General features: G+C 70.7%; 12 protein-coding genes. 9 read left to right on the top strand and 3 right to left on the bottom strand.

Annotated features, from left to right (window positions below; genetic code table 11):
- Positions 1-21: 21 nt before the first annotated feature.
- From ACH4D3_RS34300 to polA, 3 genes are all read right to left on the bottom strand, one after another.
- Positions 22-1,827 carry a lytic murein transglycosylase gene (locus ACH4D3_RS34300; RefSeq protein WP_398330500.1) on the bottom strand — a complete coding sequence of 602 codons (1,806 nt, stop codon included), beginning with the start codon at positions 1,825-1,827 and terminating at the stop codon, positions 22-24.
- A 302-nt stretch (positions 1,828-2,129) separates the two neighbouring features.
- Positions 2,130-2,498, bottom strand: a complete 369-nt coding sequence (locus ACH4D3_RS34295) for a hypothetical protein (RefSeq protein ID WP_398330497.1) — start codon at positions 2,496-2,498, stop codon at positions 2,130-2,132.
- 149 nt (positions 2,499-2,647) lie between these two features.
- Positions 2,648-5,371, bottom strand: coding sequence for a DNA polymerase I (gene polA, locus ACH4D3_RS34290; RefSeq protein WP_398330494.1), 2,724 nt, complete (start codon positions 5,369-5,371; stop codon positions 2,648-2,650).
- Between the two features lie 211 nt (positions 5,372-5,582).
- Here polA and ACH4D3_RS34285 point away from each other — a divergent pair, with 211 nt between their 5' ends.
- The 9 genes from ACH4D3_RS34285 (at position 5,583) to ACH4D3_RS34245 (ending at position 15,770) form a co-directional block, all read left to right on the top strand.
- Complete coding sequence (locus tag ACH4D3_RS34285; protein ID WP_398330491.1) at positions 5,583-7,862, top strand: FdhF/YdeP family oxidoreductase; 2,280 nt, start codon at positions 5,583-5,585, stop codon at positions 7,860-7,862.
- A gap of 89 nt (positions 7,863-7,951) precedes the next feature.
- A complete protein-coding gene (locus ACH4D3_RS34280; RefSeq protein WP_398330488.1) occupies positions 7,952-8,440 on the top strand; it encodes a PaaI family thioesterase in 489 nt (162 codons plus the stop codon).
- A gap of 457 nt (positions 8,441-8,897) precedes the next feature.
- Positions 8,898-9,143 (top strand): hypothetical protein, encoded by a 246-nt coding sequence (locus ACH4D3_RS34275; protein ID WP_398330485.1) that lies wholly within the window; start codon positions 8,898-8,900, stop codon positions 9,141-9,143.
- Positions 9,140-9,736: a Tat pathway signal sequence domain protein gene (locus ACH4D3_RS34270; protein ID WP_398330608.1), complete on the top strand. Its 597-nt coding sequence runs from the start codon at positions 9,140-9,142 to the stop codon at positions 9,734-9,736. Before ACH4D3_RS34275 ends, ACH4D3_RS34270 begins: the two co-directional genes overlap by 4 nt.
- Positions 9,737-10,023: 287 nt before the next feature.
- On the top strand, positions 10,024-11,259 hold the full coding sequence (locus tag ACH4D3_RS34265; protein ID WP_398330482.1) for a branched-chain amino acid ABC transporter substrate-binding protein: 1,236 nt from the start codon (positions 10,024-10,026) through the stop codon (positions 11,257-11,259).
- A 113-nt stretch (positions 11,260-11,372) separates the two neighbouring features.
- A complete protein-coding gene (locus ACH4D3_RS34260; RefSeq protein ID WP_003976808.1) occupies positions 11,373-12,305 on the top strand; it encodes a branched-chain amino acid ABC transporter permease in 933 nt (310 codons plus the stop codon).
- A gap of 5 nt (positions 12,306-12,310) precedes the next feature.
- Complete coding sequence (locus tag ACH4D3_RS34255) at positions 12,311-14,137, top strand: branched-chain amino acid ABC transporter permease (protein ID WP_398330479.1); 1,827 nt, start codon at positions 12,311-12,313, stop codon at positions 14,135-14,137.
- A 5-nt stretch (positions 14,138-14,142) separates the two neighbouring features.
- Complete coding sequence (locus ACH4D3_RS34250) at positions 14,143-15,057, top strand: ABC transporter ATP-binding protein (protein WP_398330476.1); 915 nt, start codon at positions 14,143-14,145, stop codon at positions 15,055-15,057.
- On the top strand, positions 15,054-15,770 hold the full coding sequence (locus ACH4D3_RS34245) for an ABC transporter ATP-binding protein (protein WP_398330473.1): 717 nt from the start codon (positions 15,054-15,056) through the stop codon (positions 15,768-15,770). Before ACH4D3_RS34250 ends, ACH4D3_RS34245 begins: the two co-directional genes overlap by 4 nt.
- The last annotated feature ends 15 nt before the right edge of the window (positions 15,771-15,785 follow it).

Here is a 15,785-nt window from a genome sequence, read left to right as displayed (position 1 = left end):
CGGACGGTGCCGGTGCGGCGCCTACGCCTCAGGTTCGGTCGACGGCTCCGTGGAGGGGCCGGTCGACGGATCGGTCGACGGATCGGTCGACGGGTCCGGCGTCGGGTCGGCCGCCTTGGCCACCTTCAGGGTGATGTCGAGCACGGCGCCGCCCGGCGTGGTGAGCCGCAGGATGTACGTGCCCTCCGCGTCGTCGGCGTACAGCTCCGGCAGCTCCAGCAGGCCGTTGGCGTCGGTCTTCCGGCCGGTCAGCGTACGGACGGTCTTTCCGTCGGCGTCCTTGAAGTAGGGACCCTTGTCGTTCTCGGCCGGGTCGTCCTTGGACTTGACGAGGGTCGCGGTGACGGCGACCTTGTCCGCGACGGCACCCTTGAGCGTGGCCTTCACCTCGATCGGGTCGGCGAACTCGCCGCCCGGCGTGCACGTCAGCTCGGTCTCGCCGGTGCGGGTGAGGGCGTCGGCGACGCGCTCGGTGACGGTGGCCGTGTAGTCGAGGCCCGGGACGGTACGGCCGATGACGGTGGCGCGGACGGTGAACTCGCCGGTCTGCTCGCCCGCCACCAGCGCGGGCGCCACGGCCACGCCGGAGGCGTCGGTGGTGACCGCGGCGACCTTCTCACCGCCGGTGAAGGTGGCGTCCGTGTCGCCCAGGACGGTGAAGCGGACGCGCACCTTGCCGACGGCCTCTCCGGCCTTGGTCTCGGCGCGGGTGCTGATCTTCTTGGTGAAGGTGTCGCCCGCGATCGCGCTGAATCCGGTGGCGCCGGCGTTCTCCAGGTGGTGCACCGTGTCGGTGGGCGTGGGGGTCTCGGTCGGCGGCGCCGGGTCCGTGGGCGGCGTGGACGGGGTGGTGCTCGGGCCTCCCGGCTCGGTGGGCCCGCCCGACGCCGGCGGCTTGCTCGGGCTCCGGCCCGGACTGGGCGTCGCCGTGCCGGGGGTCTGGGGCCGGCTGCTCGCACCCGTGCCGCGCCCCCGGGAACCGGTGCCGGTGGCGGGGTCGTCGCTGCGGCCGACCGGGAGGCTGCCGGTGCCGTCCGGGATCTCGTGGGTGCCCTTGCGGTAGTACTCCAGCCACGACAGGACCGTGTGCAGGTAGTCCTGCGAGTTGTTGTAGCTGAGGATCGCGCGCTTCAGGTCGGCCTGGTCGGCCAGGTCCCAGCCGTTGCGGCACAGGTAGTGGCCCGCGGCCAGGGCGGCGTCGTAGACGTTGTTGGGGTCTTCCTTGCCGTCGCTGTTGCCGTCGCGGCCCGCCCACGCCCAGGTGGACGGGATGAACTGCATCGGGCCCACGGCGTTGTCGTACCTGCTGTTGCCGTCGTAGACGCCGTTGTCGGTGTCCTTGATGAGCGCGAAGCCGTTGCCGTCGAGCTGCGGGCCGATGATGCGGCCGATGGTGGTGCCGTTGGCGTCCACGCGGCCGCCGCGGGCCTGGCCGGACTCCACCTTGCCGATGGCGGCGAGCAGTTGCCACGGCAGGTTGCAGCCGGGCTTGGACCGGCCCAGCTCGGACTCGGCCTTCTTGTAGGCGTCGAGGACGGTCGCGGGAATGCCTGCCTCGGACGAGCCGCGGGACGCGGGGGTGCCCGTGGTCGGAGCGGGACTGGGGCTGTTGAGGGGCGGCAGGTCGGTGTAGTAGCGCGAGTTGCCGGTGGCGCTCTCCTCGGGCGGAGTGTCGGACGTCGGCGCGTTGTCGGCGGTGGTCCGTCTGCCGTTGCCGTCGGCCGTGACGTCGGGGGCCTGGGACGCGGACAGGGCCGCGACCGCGACCGCCGCCACGGTGGTGGTGACCGCCGCCTTGCGAAGCCTCCTGTCGAAATGCGCCGCCATAGAGTGAACCCCTCCCCTGGACGCCCGAGCGTCCCTCTCCGTCCGTCTTCTGCTGTCGTGCTCGCCCGTCGTACCCGCTGTATCCGCCCTGTTGTGACGAGCGACCGGCGCGAACGGTTGCACCGCCGTCCTCCGAGCACCGTGGTCGTCAGTTCGACCAGCACGGTGCCGCAGGCGACCCTACGGCAACTTTCTTTGCACGGGCACCCGTTCCTGCCCGACCTTCACCACTTGGCCATATGCGGGGTTCTGTTGCCGTTCGCCCGCGCTCACGCGGCAGGCTGTGCCGTCCGGGGCCGCCGTCAGTACGGAGCCGGGCGGCCGGGCCGGGTGCCGAGGGTGTCGGCGGGCGCGACGAACACGGTGAAGGTGTGGGCGGGCCGGGGCCGCGGCAGCAGGGCGAGGGCCAGCGCGAGGTAGCCGCGGGCCAGGTCGGCCCAGAGCTGCCAGGCGGGTGTTCGGTACGGGGCGGCGCTCGCGGGAGCCCGGTGGGCGAACCTGCGGCGGAGGTCCGTCGCGGTGCGGTGAAGGACCGTCGTGACGGTGGCGGGGATGCGGCCGGTACTTGCGCCCGGTGCGAAGACCGGGACCGGGAGGAGTGGCACGCGGGCGGGTCCGTCGGTGCGTGCCCGTGCCGGTGTCGTCCGGTGGTGGAGCATGCGTATACCCATGCCCGCATCCTCACGGGAGACCGGGGCGGGGGCGTTTCCTCGGGGGCCACCGGAGTGACGGGGCGGGCGGAGCGGCGTCCCCCGGCGCCGCCCCGCCCTGCGCCGACAGGTGTACGGCGGGGCGGGGCGGATGCGCAACGGCGCGGAGGCTAGTGCGCTGCCGACTCCCAGTCCGGGCCCGCGCCCACCGAGACGCCCAGGGGGACCCTGAGCCGCACGGCGTCGGCCATTTCGCGGCGGACCAGTTCCTCCGCCGCGGCGCGCTCGCCCGGAGCGATCTCCAGGACGATTTCGTCGTGGACCTGGAGGAGCATGCGGGACTTGAGGCCGGCCTCGCGCAGCGCCTTGTCCACGTTGAGCATGGCGATCTTGACGATGTCGGCCGCCGTGCCCTGGATCGGCGCGTTCAGGGCCATGCGCTCGGCCGCCTCGCGGCGCTGGCGGTTGTCGCTGTTGAGGTCCGGGAGGTAGCGGCGGCGGCCGAAGAGGGTCGCCGTGTATCCCGTGGCCCGCGCCTCGTCGACGACCCGGCGCAGATAGTCGCGAACGCCGCCGAAGCGCTCGAAGTAGGCGTCCATCAGGCCGCGGGCCTCGGCCGCCTCGATGTTCAGCTGCTGGGAGAGGCCGAAGGCGGACAGCCCGTACGCCAGGCCGTAGGACATGGCCTTGATCTTGCGGCGCATCTCCGCGTCCACGGCCGACTGCTCGACGGAGAAGACCTGGGCCGCCGCGGTGGTGTGCAGGTCCTCGCCGGACGTGAACGCCTCGGTCAGGCCCGCGTCCTCGGACAGGTGGGCCATCACCCGCAGCTCGATCTGGCTGTAGTCGGCCGTCATCAGGGACTCGAAGCCCTCGCCGACCACGAAGCCGCGGCGGATGGCGCGGCCCTCGTCGGTGCGGACCGGGATGTTCTGCAGGTTCGGGTCCGTGGACGACAGGCGGCCGGTCGCGGCGACCGTCTGGTTGAACGTGGTGTGGATGCGGCCGTCCGCGGCGATCGTCTTGATCAGGCCCTCCACCGTGACCCGCAGCTTGGCCTGCTCGCGGTGGCGGAGCATGATCACCGGCAGTTCGTTGTCCGTCTGGGCGGCGAGCCAGGCCAGGGCGTCGGCGTCGGTGGTGTAGCCGGTCTTGGTCTTCTTGGTCTTCGGCAGGTTCAGCTCGCCGAAGAGGACTTCCTGGAGCTGCTTGGGCGAGCCCAGGTTGAACTCGCGTCCAGCCGCCGCGTGGGCCTCCTTGACCGCCTGCTGGACGGCGCCCGCGAACATCTGCTCCATGGCCTGGAGGTGCTCCCGGTCGGCCGCGATGCCGTGCCGCTCCATGCGGGCCAGCAGCGCGGACGTGGGCAGCTCCATGTCGCGCAGCAGGTCGGCGGCGCCGACGTCGGCCAGACGGCTCTCGAAGGTCTCGCCCAGGTCGAGGATGGCGCGGGCCTGCACCATCAGCACCTCGACCTCGGCGCCCTCGTCCGCGCCGAACGCGAGCTGTCCGTCGGCCGCGGCGGCGGGGGCCAGCTCGCGGTGCAGGTACTCCAGGGACAGCGCGTCCAGGTCGAAGGAGCGGCGGCCCGGCTTGACCAGGTAGGCGGCCAGCGCGGTGTCCATGCCCACCCCGGCGACGCTCCAGCCGTGCTCGGCGAAGACGCGCATCGCGCCCTTGGCGTTGTGGAAGACCTTCGGCCGGTCCGGGTCGGAGAGCCAGGAGCGGAACGCCGTCTCGTCGGCCTCGTCGATCTCCGTCGGGTCGAACCAGGCGGCCTTCCCGTCGGACGCGGCGAGCGCGACCTCGGCCACCGAGCCGGTGCCCAGCGCCCAGGTGTCGACGGTGGCCACGCCGAGCGGCCGCGCGCCGTGCTCGGCGAGCCAGCCGGCCAGCTCGCCCGTGCCCAGCACGGTGCCGTCCAGCTCCACGCCGTCCGCGACCACCGGGGTGGCCTCGGCCTCCTCGGCGCCCGGGTCGACGGCGTAGAGCCGCTCGCGCAGCGAGGGATTGCGGATCTCCAGGGTGTCCAGGATCACCGCGACGCCCTTGCGGTCGTACGCCGTCCGCTCCAGGTCGGTGACGGTCCTCGGCAGCTCGACCCGACGCTCCAGCTCGGTGAGCCGGCGGTTGAGCTTCACCGACTCCAGGTGGTCGCGCAGGTTCTGCCCGGCCTTGCCCTTGACCTCGTCGACGCGCTCGACCAGCTCCGCGAACGACCCGAACTGGTTGATCCACTTCGCGGCGGTCTTCTCGCCGACGCCCGGGATGCCCGGCAGGTTGTCGGACGGGTCGCCGCGCAGCGCCGCGAAGTCGGGGTACTGGGCCGGGGTGAGCCCGTACTTCTCGAAGACCTTCTCCGGGGTGAAGCGGGTCAGCTCGGAGACGCCCTTGGTCGGATAGAGGACCGTGGTGTGCTCGCTGACCAGCTGGAAGGAGTCCCGGTCGCCGGTGACGATCAGGACGTCGAAGCCGGCGGCCTCGGCCTCGGTGGCGAGGGTGGCGATGACGTCGTCCGCCTCGAAGCCCTCGACGGCGAACCGGGGCACGTGCATGGAGTCGAGCAGCTCGCCGATCAGCTCCACCTGCCCCTTGAACTCGTCCGGGGTCTTGGAGCGGTTCGCCTTGTACTCGGTGAACTCCTCGGACCGCCAGGTCTTGCGGGAGACGTCGAACGCCACCGCGAAGTGCGTGGGCGCCTCGTCACGCAGGGTGTTGGCCAGCATCGACGCGAACCCGTAGATCGCGTTGGTCGGCTGGCCGGTCGCGGTCGTGAAGTTCTCCGCGGGCAGCGCGAAGAACGCGCGGTACGCCAGCGAGTGCCCGTCCATGAGCATCAGCCGCGGTCGGCCGCCGGAGGTGCTGTCGGTCTTCTTCGATGCTGTCTTCGCCACAACCCCGATCCTGCCACGTGCCACTGACACTCGGCTCCGCCCGCACCGTCCCGCCGCGTCCCACGCCGTCCGGCGCCGGGCGCGCGGCGACGGCACCGCAGATTCCGCAACCTTCGCTCACCACCTCCGCCCCTCCCGGACGGCCTCGGTGCCGCCGGACCGTGCGAGGATCGGAGACGTACTTCACAACGCGTAAGCGAAGGAGCGCGCGATGGCGAGCAAGCCGCCCAAGGGTGATCCGGTTCAGGACGCGCCGCAGGTCTCGGAGCCCCAGCACGCGGCGGCGGGCATCCCGGCCATCGGCCACACCCTGCGGGCCGCGCAGCGGCAGATGGGTGTGAAGCGGACGGCGCTGACGCTCCTGCGCGTCAACCAGAAGGACGGCTTCGACTGCCCGGGCTGCGCCTGGCCGGAGGGCGACCACCGGCACAAGGCGGAGTTCTGCGAGAACGGCGCGAAGGCCGTGGCCGAGGAGGCCACCCTGCGCCGCGTCACCCCGGAGTTCTTCGCCGCGCACCCCGTGGCCGACCTCGCCACCCGCAGCGGCTACTGGCTGGGCCAGCAGGGCCGGCTGACGCACCCGGTGTACCTGCCGGAGGGCGGCGAGCACTACGAGCCGGTCACCTGGGAACGCGCCTTCGGCATCGTCGCGGAGGAGATCGCCGCGCTGGACTCGGCCGACGAGGCGGTCTTCTACACCTCGGGGCGCACCAGCAACGAGGCGGCGTTCCTCTACCAGCTCTTCGCGCGCGAGCTGGGCACCAACAACCTGCCGGACTGCTCCAACATGTGCCACGAGTCGTCCGGCTCGGCGCTGTCCGAGACCATCGGAGTCGGCAAGGGCAGCGTCCTGCTGGAGGACCTCTACAAGTCCGACCTGATCATCGTGGCGGGCCAGAACCCGGGCACCAACCACCCGCGGATGCTCTCGGCGCTGGAGAAGGCGAAGGCGAACGGCGCGCGGATCATCAGCGTCAATCCGCTGCCCGAGGCCGGTCTGGAGCGCTTCAAGAACCCGCAGACCCCCAAGGGGCTCACCGCGGGCGCCTCCCTGACCGACCTGTTCCTGCAGATCCGCCTCGGCGGCGACCAGGCGCTGTTCCGGCTCCTGAACAAGCTGATCCTCGAGACGGAGGGCGCGGTCGACGAGGCCTTCGTCGAGGAACACACGCACGGCTACGAGGAGTTCGCGGCGGCCGCCCACGCCGCCGACTGGGACGACACGCTCGCGGCGACGGGCCTCACGCGCGCGGAGATCGAAGAAGCGCTGCGCATGGTGCTCGCCTCAAAGCGCACCATCGTGTGCTGGGCGATGGGCCTGACCCAGCACAAGCACTCGGTGCCCACGATCCGCGAGGTCGTGAACTTCCTGCTGCTGCGCGGCAACATCGGCCGCCCGGGGGCGGGCGTCTGCCCCGTGCGCGGCCACTCCAACGTGCAGGGCGACCGCACGATGGGCATCTTCGAGCGGCCCGCGCCCGCCTTCCTGGACGCCCTGGAGAAGGAGTTCGGCTTCGCCCCGCCGCGCGAGCACGGCTACGACGTCGTACGGGCCATCCGCGCGCTGCGCGACGGCGAGGCGAAGGTCTTCTTCGCCATGGGCGGCAACTTCGTGTCCGCGTCCCCCGACACGGAGGTCACCGAGGCGGCCATGCGCCGCGCCCGGCTCACGGTGCACGTGTCGACGAAGCTGAACCGCTCGCACGCGGTCACGGGCGCGCGGGCGCTCATCCTGCCGACGCTGGGCCGCACGGAGCGTGACCTGCAGGGCGGCGGCGAGCAGTTCGTGACCGTGGAGGACTCCATGGGCATGGTGCACGCCTCGCGCGGCCGCCTGGAGCCCGCGAGCGGGCAGCTGCTGTCCGAGCCCGCGATCGTGTGCCGGCTGGCGCGCCGGGTGCTGGGCGAGGAGAGCCGCACGCCGTGGGAGGAGTTCGAGAAGGACTACGCCACGATCCGCGACCGCATCGGGCGTGTCGTGCCGGGCTTCGAGGACTTCAACGCGCGCGTGGCGCACCCCGGGGGCTTCGCGCTGCCGCACGCCCCGCGCGACGAGCGCCGCTTCCCGACGGCCACCGGGAAGGCCAACTTCACCGCCGCGCCGGTGGAGTTCCCCGAGCTGCCCGAGGGACGGCTGCTGCTGCAGACGCTGCGCTCGCACGACCAGTACAACACCACGATCTACGGCCTGGACGACCGTTACCGGGGGATCAGGAACGGCCGTCGTGTCGTCCTGGTCAACCCGGAGGACGCCCGGAAGCTGGGCGTCGAGGACGGCTCGTACGTCGACCTGGTGAGCGAGTGGCGGGACGGGGTGGAGCGGCGGGCGCCCGGTTTCCGCGTCGTGCGGTATCCGACGGCCCGGGGCTGCGCGGCGGCGTACTACCCGGAGACCAACGTACTGGTGCCGCTGGACGCGACCGCGGACACCAGCAACACCCCGGCCAGCAAGTCCGTGGTCGTCCGTCTGGAACAATCGGCGACCGACTGAGCGTTTGCTCAGCGAAGCGGCCGGCCGGTGCCTCCGAGCGAGCGGCCGGCCGCGGACACGCAGACGGATCGACGAAACGGAGCCGGCCCATGGGCGAGCAGCAGCAGGTGAAGTTCCCGCAGGAGGTCATCGACGAGTACGCCGCGCTCGGCGTCGACCTGCCCGCGCTGTTCTCCGCCGGGCATCTGGGCACGCGCATGGGCGTCCAGATCGTCGAGGCGTCCGCCGACCGGGTCGTCGGCACGATGCCGGTGGAGGGCAACACCCAGCCGTACGGACTGCTGCACGGGGGCGCCTCGGCCGTGCTGGCCGAGACGCTCGGGTCGGTCGGCTCGATGCTGCACGGCGGCGCCTCCAAGATCGCCGTCGGGGTCGACCTGAACTGCACCCATCACCGCGGGGCCCGCTCCGGTCTGGTCACCGGGGTGGCCACGCCGGTGCACCGCGGCCGGTCCACGGCGACCTACGAGGTCGTCATCAGCGACGAGCAGGACCGCCGGGTGTGCACCGCCCGCCTGACCTGCCTGCTGCGGGACGTGAACCCGGGCGACGGGGCCCCGACGGCCACGGCGGACTAGGACCTGCCCGGCCGGTCATGGCGCGGACGCGGGGCCGGGCATGCCGGCGCTAGGCGCCCGCGCCGCCCTCCGCCCCCGGCCCGACCCGGCCCGGCCCGGCCCGGCCGCGGGGATTGCCCCCTGCCGCCGGGCGCTCTAGCGTCGGGGCATGGGACGGGGAGGGGGCCCTCGGCCGGGGGCGGCGGCGATTGGCCGCCTTGTCGTGCGGGGGCGGGCCGTGCCCGGAGGGCGCGTACGGGCTCGCGCGGCCCCAACTCCCGATCCGGCCCGGGTCTCGGCCAGGGCCCGGGTCCTGGCCCGACCTCTGGCGCTGGCGCTGCTGATCGGTGTCTGTGCCGCAGGGTGCGGCGGCGGCCCCGGCGACCGGGCGGGCGGTTCCGCCGGTAGCGCGCCCAGCGCGTCCCCGTCGGGCACGTCGTCCGCGCCCCCGCCCCCCTTGTCCGGCGCCGAGTTGTGCGTGAGCGCCGTCGGGTACTGGGCGCGCGAGATACTGGACGGCGGCGTGCCCTACGGCGACTATCAGTCAATGGGGCTGTCCAACCGGCAGTACGACATCCTGCGGGAGGTCGTGGCCGCGGCGCAGGCCGCGAAACGGGAGCAAGGCGCCCGCGCCGCAGGAGAGTTGATCGACCGCCAGGTGCCCCGGACGTGTGCCGAGCGGTACCGCGACGGCGGCCCGAGCGTCGGCCCGTGGCAGCGATGAGCGGGGTCGGACCGGTCGAGCCGGGCGAGGACACCCACGTCCGGGACGTCCCGCGGCCCCGTCCACGCGGCCCCCTGGCGCTGCGCTACGACCGCCACCGCCGGACCGTCCTCGTCTCCGCCGCCGCCCTCGTCGTCCTGTCGGGCGGCGGCTACCTGTACGCGAGCCGCCCGCAACCGCGCCCCGCTCCCCCGCCGCCCTACCCGTCCCAGGCGGTCGACCTGGTCTACGTGGCCCCCCTGACCGGCTCGCCCGGGACCCGGGCCGCCGGCTACAGCTTCACGGTGCTGCTGAGCGTGCGCAGCGGGCCGCCCGTCACCGTGACGCGGCTGACCCAGCCCTACGACGGCCTGTCGGTGACCACCTCCCCCGCGGCACCTTTCCAGACAAATTCGCATTCCGCCCGCAAGATCATTGTCACGCTACGGGTGACGGAATGTGAAAAAGCGCCCCGGAATCCCGGACTCCCTTTCCTGGATGTAACACTGCGTAATGTGCGCGCAATAGAAGCGCACAGTTTCATCCTGGGGTCGCGCTATGCACAGGACCTCTCCCGAGCACTTGAGGTCGCCTGCAGCAACGATTCGAGGTAATCACCAAAACGTCCCAGACGCCTGAACCGGACCGGTCCGTCCTGCGGGTTCTCAGCATGCGGACAGGGCGAATCGGCCTGAATTCAGCCCTTCTTCCCAGCCAGTACCGCTCTGCAATACCCGGTGTCATAACAAGAGAGTCACAGCCTCAGTCAGACCCTCCTCCACCTTCCCCACACACGCTTAGAGTCACGGCCAGTCACCGCGCCGTCGGATTGTCATTTCGGCCCCGCGCTCGACTCGACCGCCTCCACGGGGAAGCGGCCGTGCCAGGGAAAGGACTGATCGTGCGTCAACGTTCGCTCATCGCCATCACCGCCGCTCTGGCGGCGGGAGCGCTCACCCTCACCGCCTGCGGCTCGCGCGACGACGACGGCGGCTCCGACTCCGGCAACGGCGGCGGTGGCACCACCGTCGTCATCGGCGTCGACGCCCCGCTGACCGGCGACCTGTCCGCGCTCGGCCTCGGCATCAAGAACTCGGCGGACCTCGCGGCCAAGACGGCCAACAAGGAGAAGACCGTCGAGGGCATCACCTTCAAGGTCGAGGCACTCGACGACCAGGGCCAGCCGTCCGTCGGCCAGCAGAACGCCAGCAGCTTCGTCGCCAACAAGGACGTCCTCGGCGTCGTCGGCCCGCTGAACTCGTCGGTCGGCGAGTCCATGCAGAAGGTCTTCGACACCGCCAAGCTGGTCGAGGTCTCCCCGGCCAACACCGGCCCCTCCCTCACCCAGGGCCCGGACTGGCGCACCAAGAAGGTCCGCCAGTACAAGTCGTACTTCCGCACCGCGACCACGGACGCCATTCAGGGCCCGTTCGCCGCGCAGTACGTCTACAACGACGCCAAGAAGAAGAAGGTCTTCGTCATCGACGACAAGAAGACCTACGGCGCGGGCCTCGCCGGCACCTTCACCGACGAGTTCAAGAAGCTCGGCGGCCAGGTGGTCGGCACCGAGCACATCAACCCGGACACCAAGGACTTCTCCTCGGTCGCCACCAAGGTGAAGAACTCCGGCGCCGACGTCGTCTACTACGGCGGTGAATACCCGCAGGCCGGCCCGCTCAGCAAGCAGATCAAGGAGGCCGGCGCCAAGATTCCGCTGGTCGGCGGCGACGGCATCAAGGACGACACCTTCATCAAGCTGGCCGGCGCCGCCGCCAACGGCGACCTCGCCACCTCCGTCGGCGCGCCCGTCGAGGAGCTCCCGTCGGCCAAGAAGTTCGTGGCCGACTACAAGGCGGAGGGCTACAAGGAGGACTACGCGGCCTACGGCGGCTACTCCTACGACTCCGCCTGGGCGATCATCGAGGCCGTCAAGAAGGTCGTCGAGGACAACGGCGGGAAGCTTCCCGACGACGCCCGCGCCAAGGTCACCGAGGCCATGCAGAACGTCTCCTTCGACGGTGTGACCGGCAAGGTCTCCTTCGACGAGTTCGGTGACGCGACCAACAAGCAGCTCACCGTCTACTCCGTCGAGAACGGGGCCTTCAACGACGTCAAGTCCGGTACCTACACCGGCTGACCGACCCCGCACCACAGCCCACGAGCCGCGCGGGGCGCTGTTCCACAGGCGCCCCGCGCGGACTCGCATCCGGCCATATCCGTCGAACGTCCGAAAGTCTCGGAGGACATGCGGTGAACGAACTGCCGCAGCAGCTGGTCAACGGCCTGCTACTGGGATCCATGTACGGGCTCGTCGCCATCGGCTACACAATGGTCTACGGCATCGTCCAGCTCATCAACTTCGCCCACGGCGAGATCTTCATGACCGGCGCCTTCGGCGCACTCACGGTCTACATGTACATCCTGCCCGACGGCACCTCCATGCTGATCGCCCTGCCCCTGATGCTCATCGGCGCGGTGATCGTCTCCACCACCGTCGCCGTCGGGGCGGAACGGTTCGCCTACCGCCCCCTGCGCGGCGCACCCCGGCTCGCGCCCCTCATCACCGCGATCGGCCTCTCCCTCGCCCTGCAGCAGGCCGTGTGGGCCTGGTACCCGGACGCGAAGTCCGCGCGCCCCTTCCCGCAGATCGACGGCGGCCCCTTCCACATCGGCAACGTCACCCTCCAGACCGGCGACATCTTCCTCTTCGTCGTCGCCCCGGTGAGCATGGCCATCCTCGGCTTCTTCGTCATGCGCACCCGCACCGGACGAGGCATGCAGGCCACCGCCCAGGACCCGGACACCGCCAAGCTGATGGGCGTCAACACGGACCGCATCATCGTGATCGCCTTCGCCCTCGGCGCCGTCTTCGCCGCCGTCGGAGGCGTCGCCTACGGCCTCAGATACGGCCAGATCGAGTTCAAGATGGGCTTCATCCTCGGACTCAAGGCCTTCACCGCGGCCGTCCTCGGCGGCATCGGCAACATCTACGGCGCCATGATCGGCGGAGTCGTCCTCGGCGTCGCCGAAACCCTGGCCACCGCCTACATCGCCGACATCCCCGGCCTGGACAAGTTCGGCAGCCAGTCCTGGGCAGACGTCTGGGCCTTCATCCTCCTCATCCTCGTGCTGTTGTTCAGGCCACAGGGCCTGCTCGGCGAACGCGTTGCGGACAGGGCGTGACACCGATGACCACACAGACCACCACGCCGAAGAGCACCGGCACCCCCGCACCGGGCAACACCCCCGGCCTCATCGGCATACCCGCGAGCCTCGGCCGCGCCCTCGCCACCGGCGGCGGCGTCCTCACCGTCGTCTCCACCTTCCTCGCCTGGACCTGGACCGCCGAATTCCCCGGCGACCTCACCGTCTACGGCTACCCCGGCGGCCTCCAGGTCCTGGTGCTGATCGCCGGCGCCCTCACCGCCCTCTTCGGCCTCGCGTCCTACGGCGTCAAGGGACTCGGCTGGCTCGCACCCGCCGGCGCCGACGCCCCGCTCAAGTTCGCCGCCCTCGCCGCCTTCGCCACCACCTGGTACACGATCATCGCGATCAGCACCAAGCTCGGCGGCCTCGTCAACCTCGAACCCGGCGGCTACATCGCCGCGGCCGTCACCCTGGTCGCGTTCCTCGGCGCCCTCGCGCTGCCCTTCGAGCGCCCCGAACCCGACCCCTTCGACCCCGACGACACCGGCTGGGACCAGTTCAAGCACACCAGCTCGCAGAACTGGCAGACCGTCCGGGCGGCCTTCGCCTCCAAAGACCCCCGGCCCGTGCCCGCACTCCCCTCCTACGTCGAGATCCTCGTCATCGTCGCGACCCTCGCCGTCGCCCTGCTCGTCTTCACCTACGGCATCGGCACCGAATACGACGAACTGTTCATCGGCTTCCTGATCGTCGCCGGTTTCGGCTTCACCGCCCTCCACCGGTCCGGACTGATCAGCCACATCACCGAGATCACCGCACGACACCAGAACATCACCGTCTGCGGCGGCTTCATCGCGGCGGCCTGCTTCCCCTTCACACAGTCCGACGACCAGTACGCCACCCTCGGCGTCTACATCCTGATCTTCGCCACCGTGGCGCTCGGCCTGAACATCGTCGTCGGCCTCGCCGGCCTCCTCGACCTCGGCTACGTGGCCTTCCTCGGAGTCGGCGCCTACGCCGCCGCCATGGTCTCCGGCTCCCAGAGCTCACCCTTCGACCTGCACCTGCCCTTCTGGGCCGCCGTCCTCGTCGGCGCCGCCGCCTCCCTCGTCTTCGGCGTCCTCATCGGCGCCCCCACCCTGCGACTGCGCGGCGACTACCTGGCCATCGTCACACTCGGCTTCGGAGAGATCTTCCGGATCACCGCCAACAACCTGGACGGCACCTCCGGCCCGGACATCACCAACGGCTCCAACGGCATCTCGTCCATCCCAGACCTCAAGGTCCTCGGCTTCGACCTCGGGGTCGCGCACGACATCGGCGGCTTCACCCTCGGCCGGTTCGCCAACTACTTCCTGCTGATGCTCATCATCACCGCCGTCGTCGTCCTCGTCTTCCGACGCAGCGGCGACTCCCGCATCGGCCGCGCCTGGGTCGCCATCCGCGAAGACGAAACCGCCGCACTCGCCATGGGCATCAACGGCTTCCGCGTCAAGCTCATCGCATTCGCCGTCGGCGCCTCGCTCGCCGGACTCGCCGGCACCGTCCAGGCCCACGTCACCTACACCGTCACCCCCGAGCAGTACCTCTTCGCCGGTACCACCCCGCCCAACTCGGCCTTCCTGCTCGCCGCCGTCGTACTCGGCGGCATGGGCACCATCGCCGGCCCCCTCATCGGCGCCTCACTGCTCTTCCTCATCCCCAACAAGCTCCAGTTCCTCGACGACTACCAGCTCCTCGCCTTCGGACTCGCACTCGTCCTGCTGATGCGCTTCCGCCCCGAAGGCCTCATCGCCAACCGGCGCCGCAAGCTGGAATTCCACGAAGAAGCCGAAGCGCCCGCAGTCCTGAGCAAGACAGGGGCCTGACCACCATGACCACCGACACCACCACCAAGGACACCGCACCGGGCACCCCCGCCCCCGGCACCACCATCCTCGACGCACGCGGTGTCACCATGCGCTTCGGCGGACTCACCGCCGTGAACGGCGTCAACCTCACCGTGAACAGCGGCGAGATCGTCGGACTGATCGGCCCCAACGGCGCCGGCAAGACGACCTTCTTCAACTGCCTCACCGGCCTCTACATCCCCACCGAGGGCGAAGTCCGCTACAAGGACCGGGTACTGCCCGCCAAATCCTTCAAAGTGACCGCCGCCGGCATCGCCCGCACCTTCCAGAACATCCGGCTGTTCGCCAACATGACCGTCCTCGAGAACGTACTCGTCGGCCGGCACACCCGGACCAAGGAAGGCTTCTGGTCGGCCGTACTGCGCGGACCCGGCTTCCACCGGGCCGAAAAGGCCTCCCGGGAACGCGCCCTGGAACTCCTGGAGTTCGTAGGCCTGGCCGCCAAGGCCGACCACCTCGCACGCAACCTGCCCTACGGCGAACAGCGCAAGCTGGAAATCGCCCGCGCACTCGCCAGCGAACCCGGACTGCTCCTCCTCGACGAACCGACAGCCGGCATGAACCCCCAGGAAACGCGGGCCACCGAGGAACTCGTCTTCGCCATCCGCGACCAGGGCATCGCCGTCCTCGTCATCGAGCACGACATGCGGTTCATCTTCAACCTCTGCGACCGCGTCGCCGTACTCGTCCAGGGCGAAAAGCTCGTCGAGGGCGACAGCGCCACGGTGCAGGGCGACGAACGCGTCGTCGCCGCCTACCTCGGCGAACCGCTCGCCGACGACCCCGGCGCCGCGGAAGCCGCCGAAGTCGAGGCCGCGGAAGCCGCCCAGGCCGCCACCACCACGGACACCGCGGCCGGCAAGGAGAACGACCGATGACCGCACTCCTCGAGGTCGAGGACCTCCGCGTCGCCTACGGCAAGATCGAAGCCGTCAAAGGCATCTCCTTCAAGGTCGACGCCGGCGAAGTGGTCACCCTCATCGGCACCAACGGCGCCGGCAAGACCACCACCCTGCGCACCCTGTCAGGCCTCCTCAAGCCCGTCGGCGGCCAGATCAAATTCGGCGGCAAATCACTCAAGAAGACCCCCGCCCACCAGATCGTCTCCCTCGGACTCGCCCACTCCCCCGAGGGCCGGCACATCTTCCCCCGCATGACCATCGAGGACAACCTCCGCCTCGGCGCCTTCCTGCGCAGCGACAGGGACGGCATCGAGAAGGACATCCAGCGCGCCTACGACCTCTTCCCCATCCTCGGAGAACGCCGCAAGCAGGCAGCGGGCACCCTCTCCGGCGGCGAACAGCAGATGCTCGCCATGGGCCGCGCCCTGATGTCCCAGCCCAAACTGCTCATGCTCGACGAACCCTCCATGGGCCTCTCGCCGATCATGATGCAGAAGATCATGTCGACGATCGCCGAACTGAAGTCCCAGGGCACCACCATCCTGCTCGTCGAACAGAACGCCCAGGCCGCCCTCTCCCTCGCCGACCACGGCCACGTCATGGAGGTCGGCAACATCGTCCTGTCCGGCAGCGGCCGGGACCTCCTCCACGACGAGTCGGTCCGCAAGGCCTACCTCGGCGAGGACTGACACCCCCGCGACACC

The sequence above is a fragment of the Streptomyces sp. NPDC018026 genome (assembly GCF_044327745.1).
Taxonomy (GTDB): Bacteria; Actinomycetota; Actinomycetes; order Streptomycetales; family Streptomycetaceae; genus Streptomyces; species Streptomyces rubrogriseus.
Note: the sequence above shows the minus strand (reverse complement) of the source record. Positions and strands in the feature narration are given on the sequence as shown.

What these genes read in the sequence shown, in the direction of transcription:
- ACH4D3_RS34245 (WP_398330473.1), top strand. Translation starts at nt 15,054, where the DNA reads ATGACCGCACTCCTCGAGGTCGAGGACCTCCGCGTCGCCTACGGCAAG.
- ACH4D3_RS34285 (WP_398330491.1), top strand. Translation starts at nt 5,583, where the DNA reads ATGGCGAGCAAGCCGCCCAAGGGTGATCCGGTTCAGGACGCGCCGCAG.
- ACH4D3_RS34295 (WP_398330497.1), bottom strand. Translation starts at nt 2,498, where the DNA reads ATGGGTATACGCATGCTCCACCACCGGACGACACCGGCACGGGCACGC.
- ACH4D3_RS34270 (WP_398330608.1), top strand. Translation starts at nt 9,140, where the DNA reads ATGAGCGGGGTCGGACCGGTCGAGCCGGGCGAGGACACCCACGTCCGG.
- ACH4D3_RS34255 (WP_398330479.1), top strand. Translation starts at nt 12,311, where the DNA reads ATGACCACACAGACCACCACGCCGAAGAGCACCGGCACCCCCGCACCG.
- ACH4D3_RS34300 (WP_398330500.1), bottom strand. Translation starts at nt 1,827, where the DNA reads ATGGCGGCGCATTTCGACAGGAGGCTTCGCAAGGCGGCGGTCACCACC.
- ACH4D3_RS34250 (WP_398330476.1), top strand. Translation starts at nt 14,143, where the DNA reads ATGACCACCGACACCACCACCAAGGACACCGCACCGGGCACCCCCGCC.
- ACH4D3_RS34280 (WP_398330488.1), top strand. Translation starts at nt 7,952, where the DNA reads ATGGGCGAGCAGCAGCAGGTGAAGTTCCCGCAGGAGGTCATCGACGAG.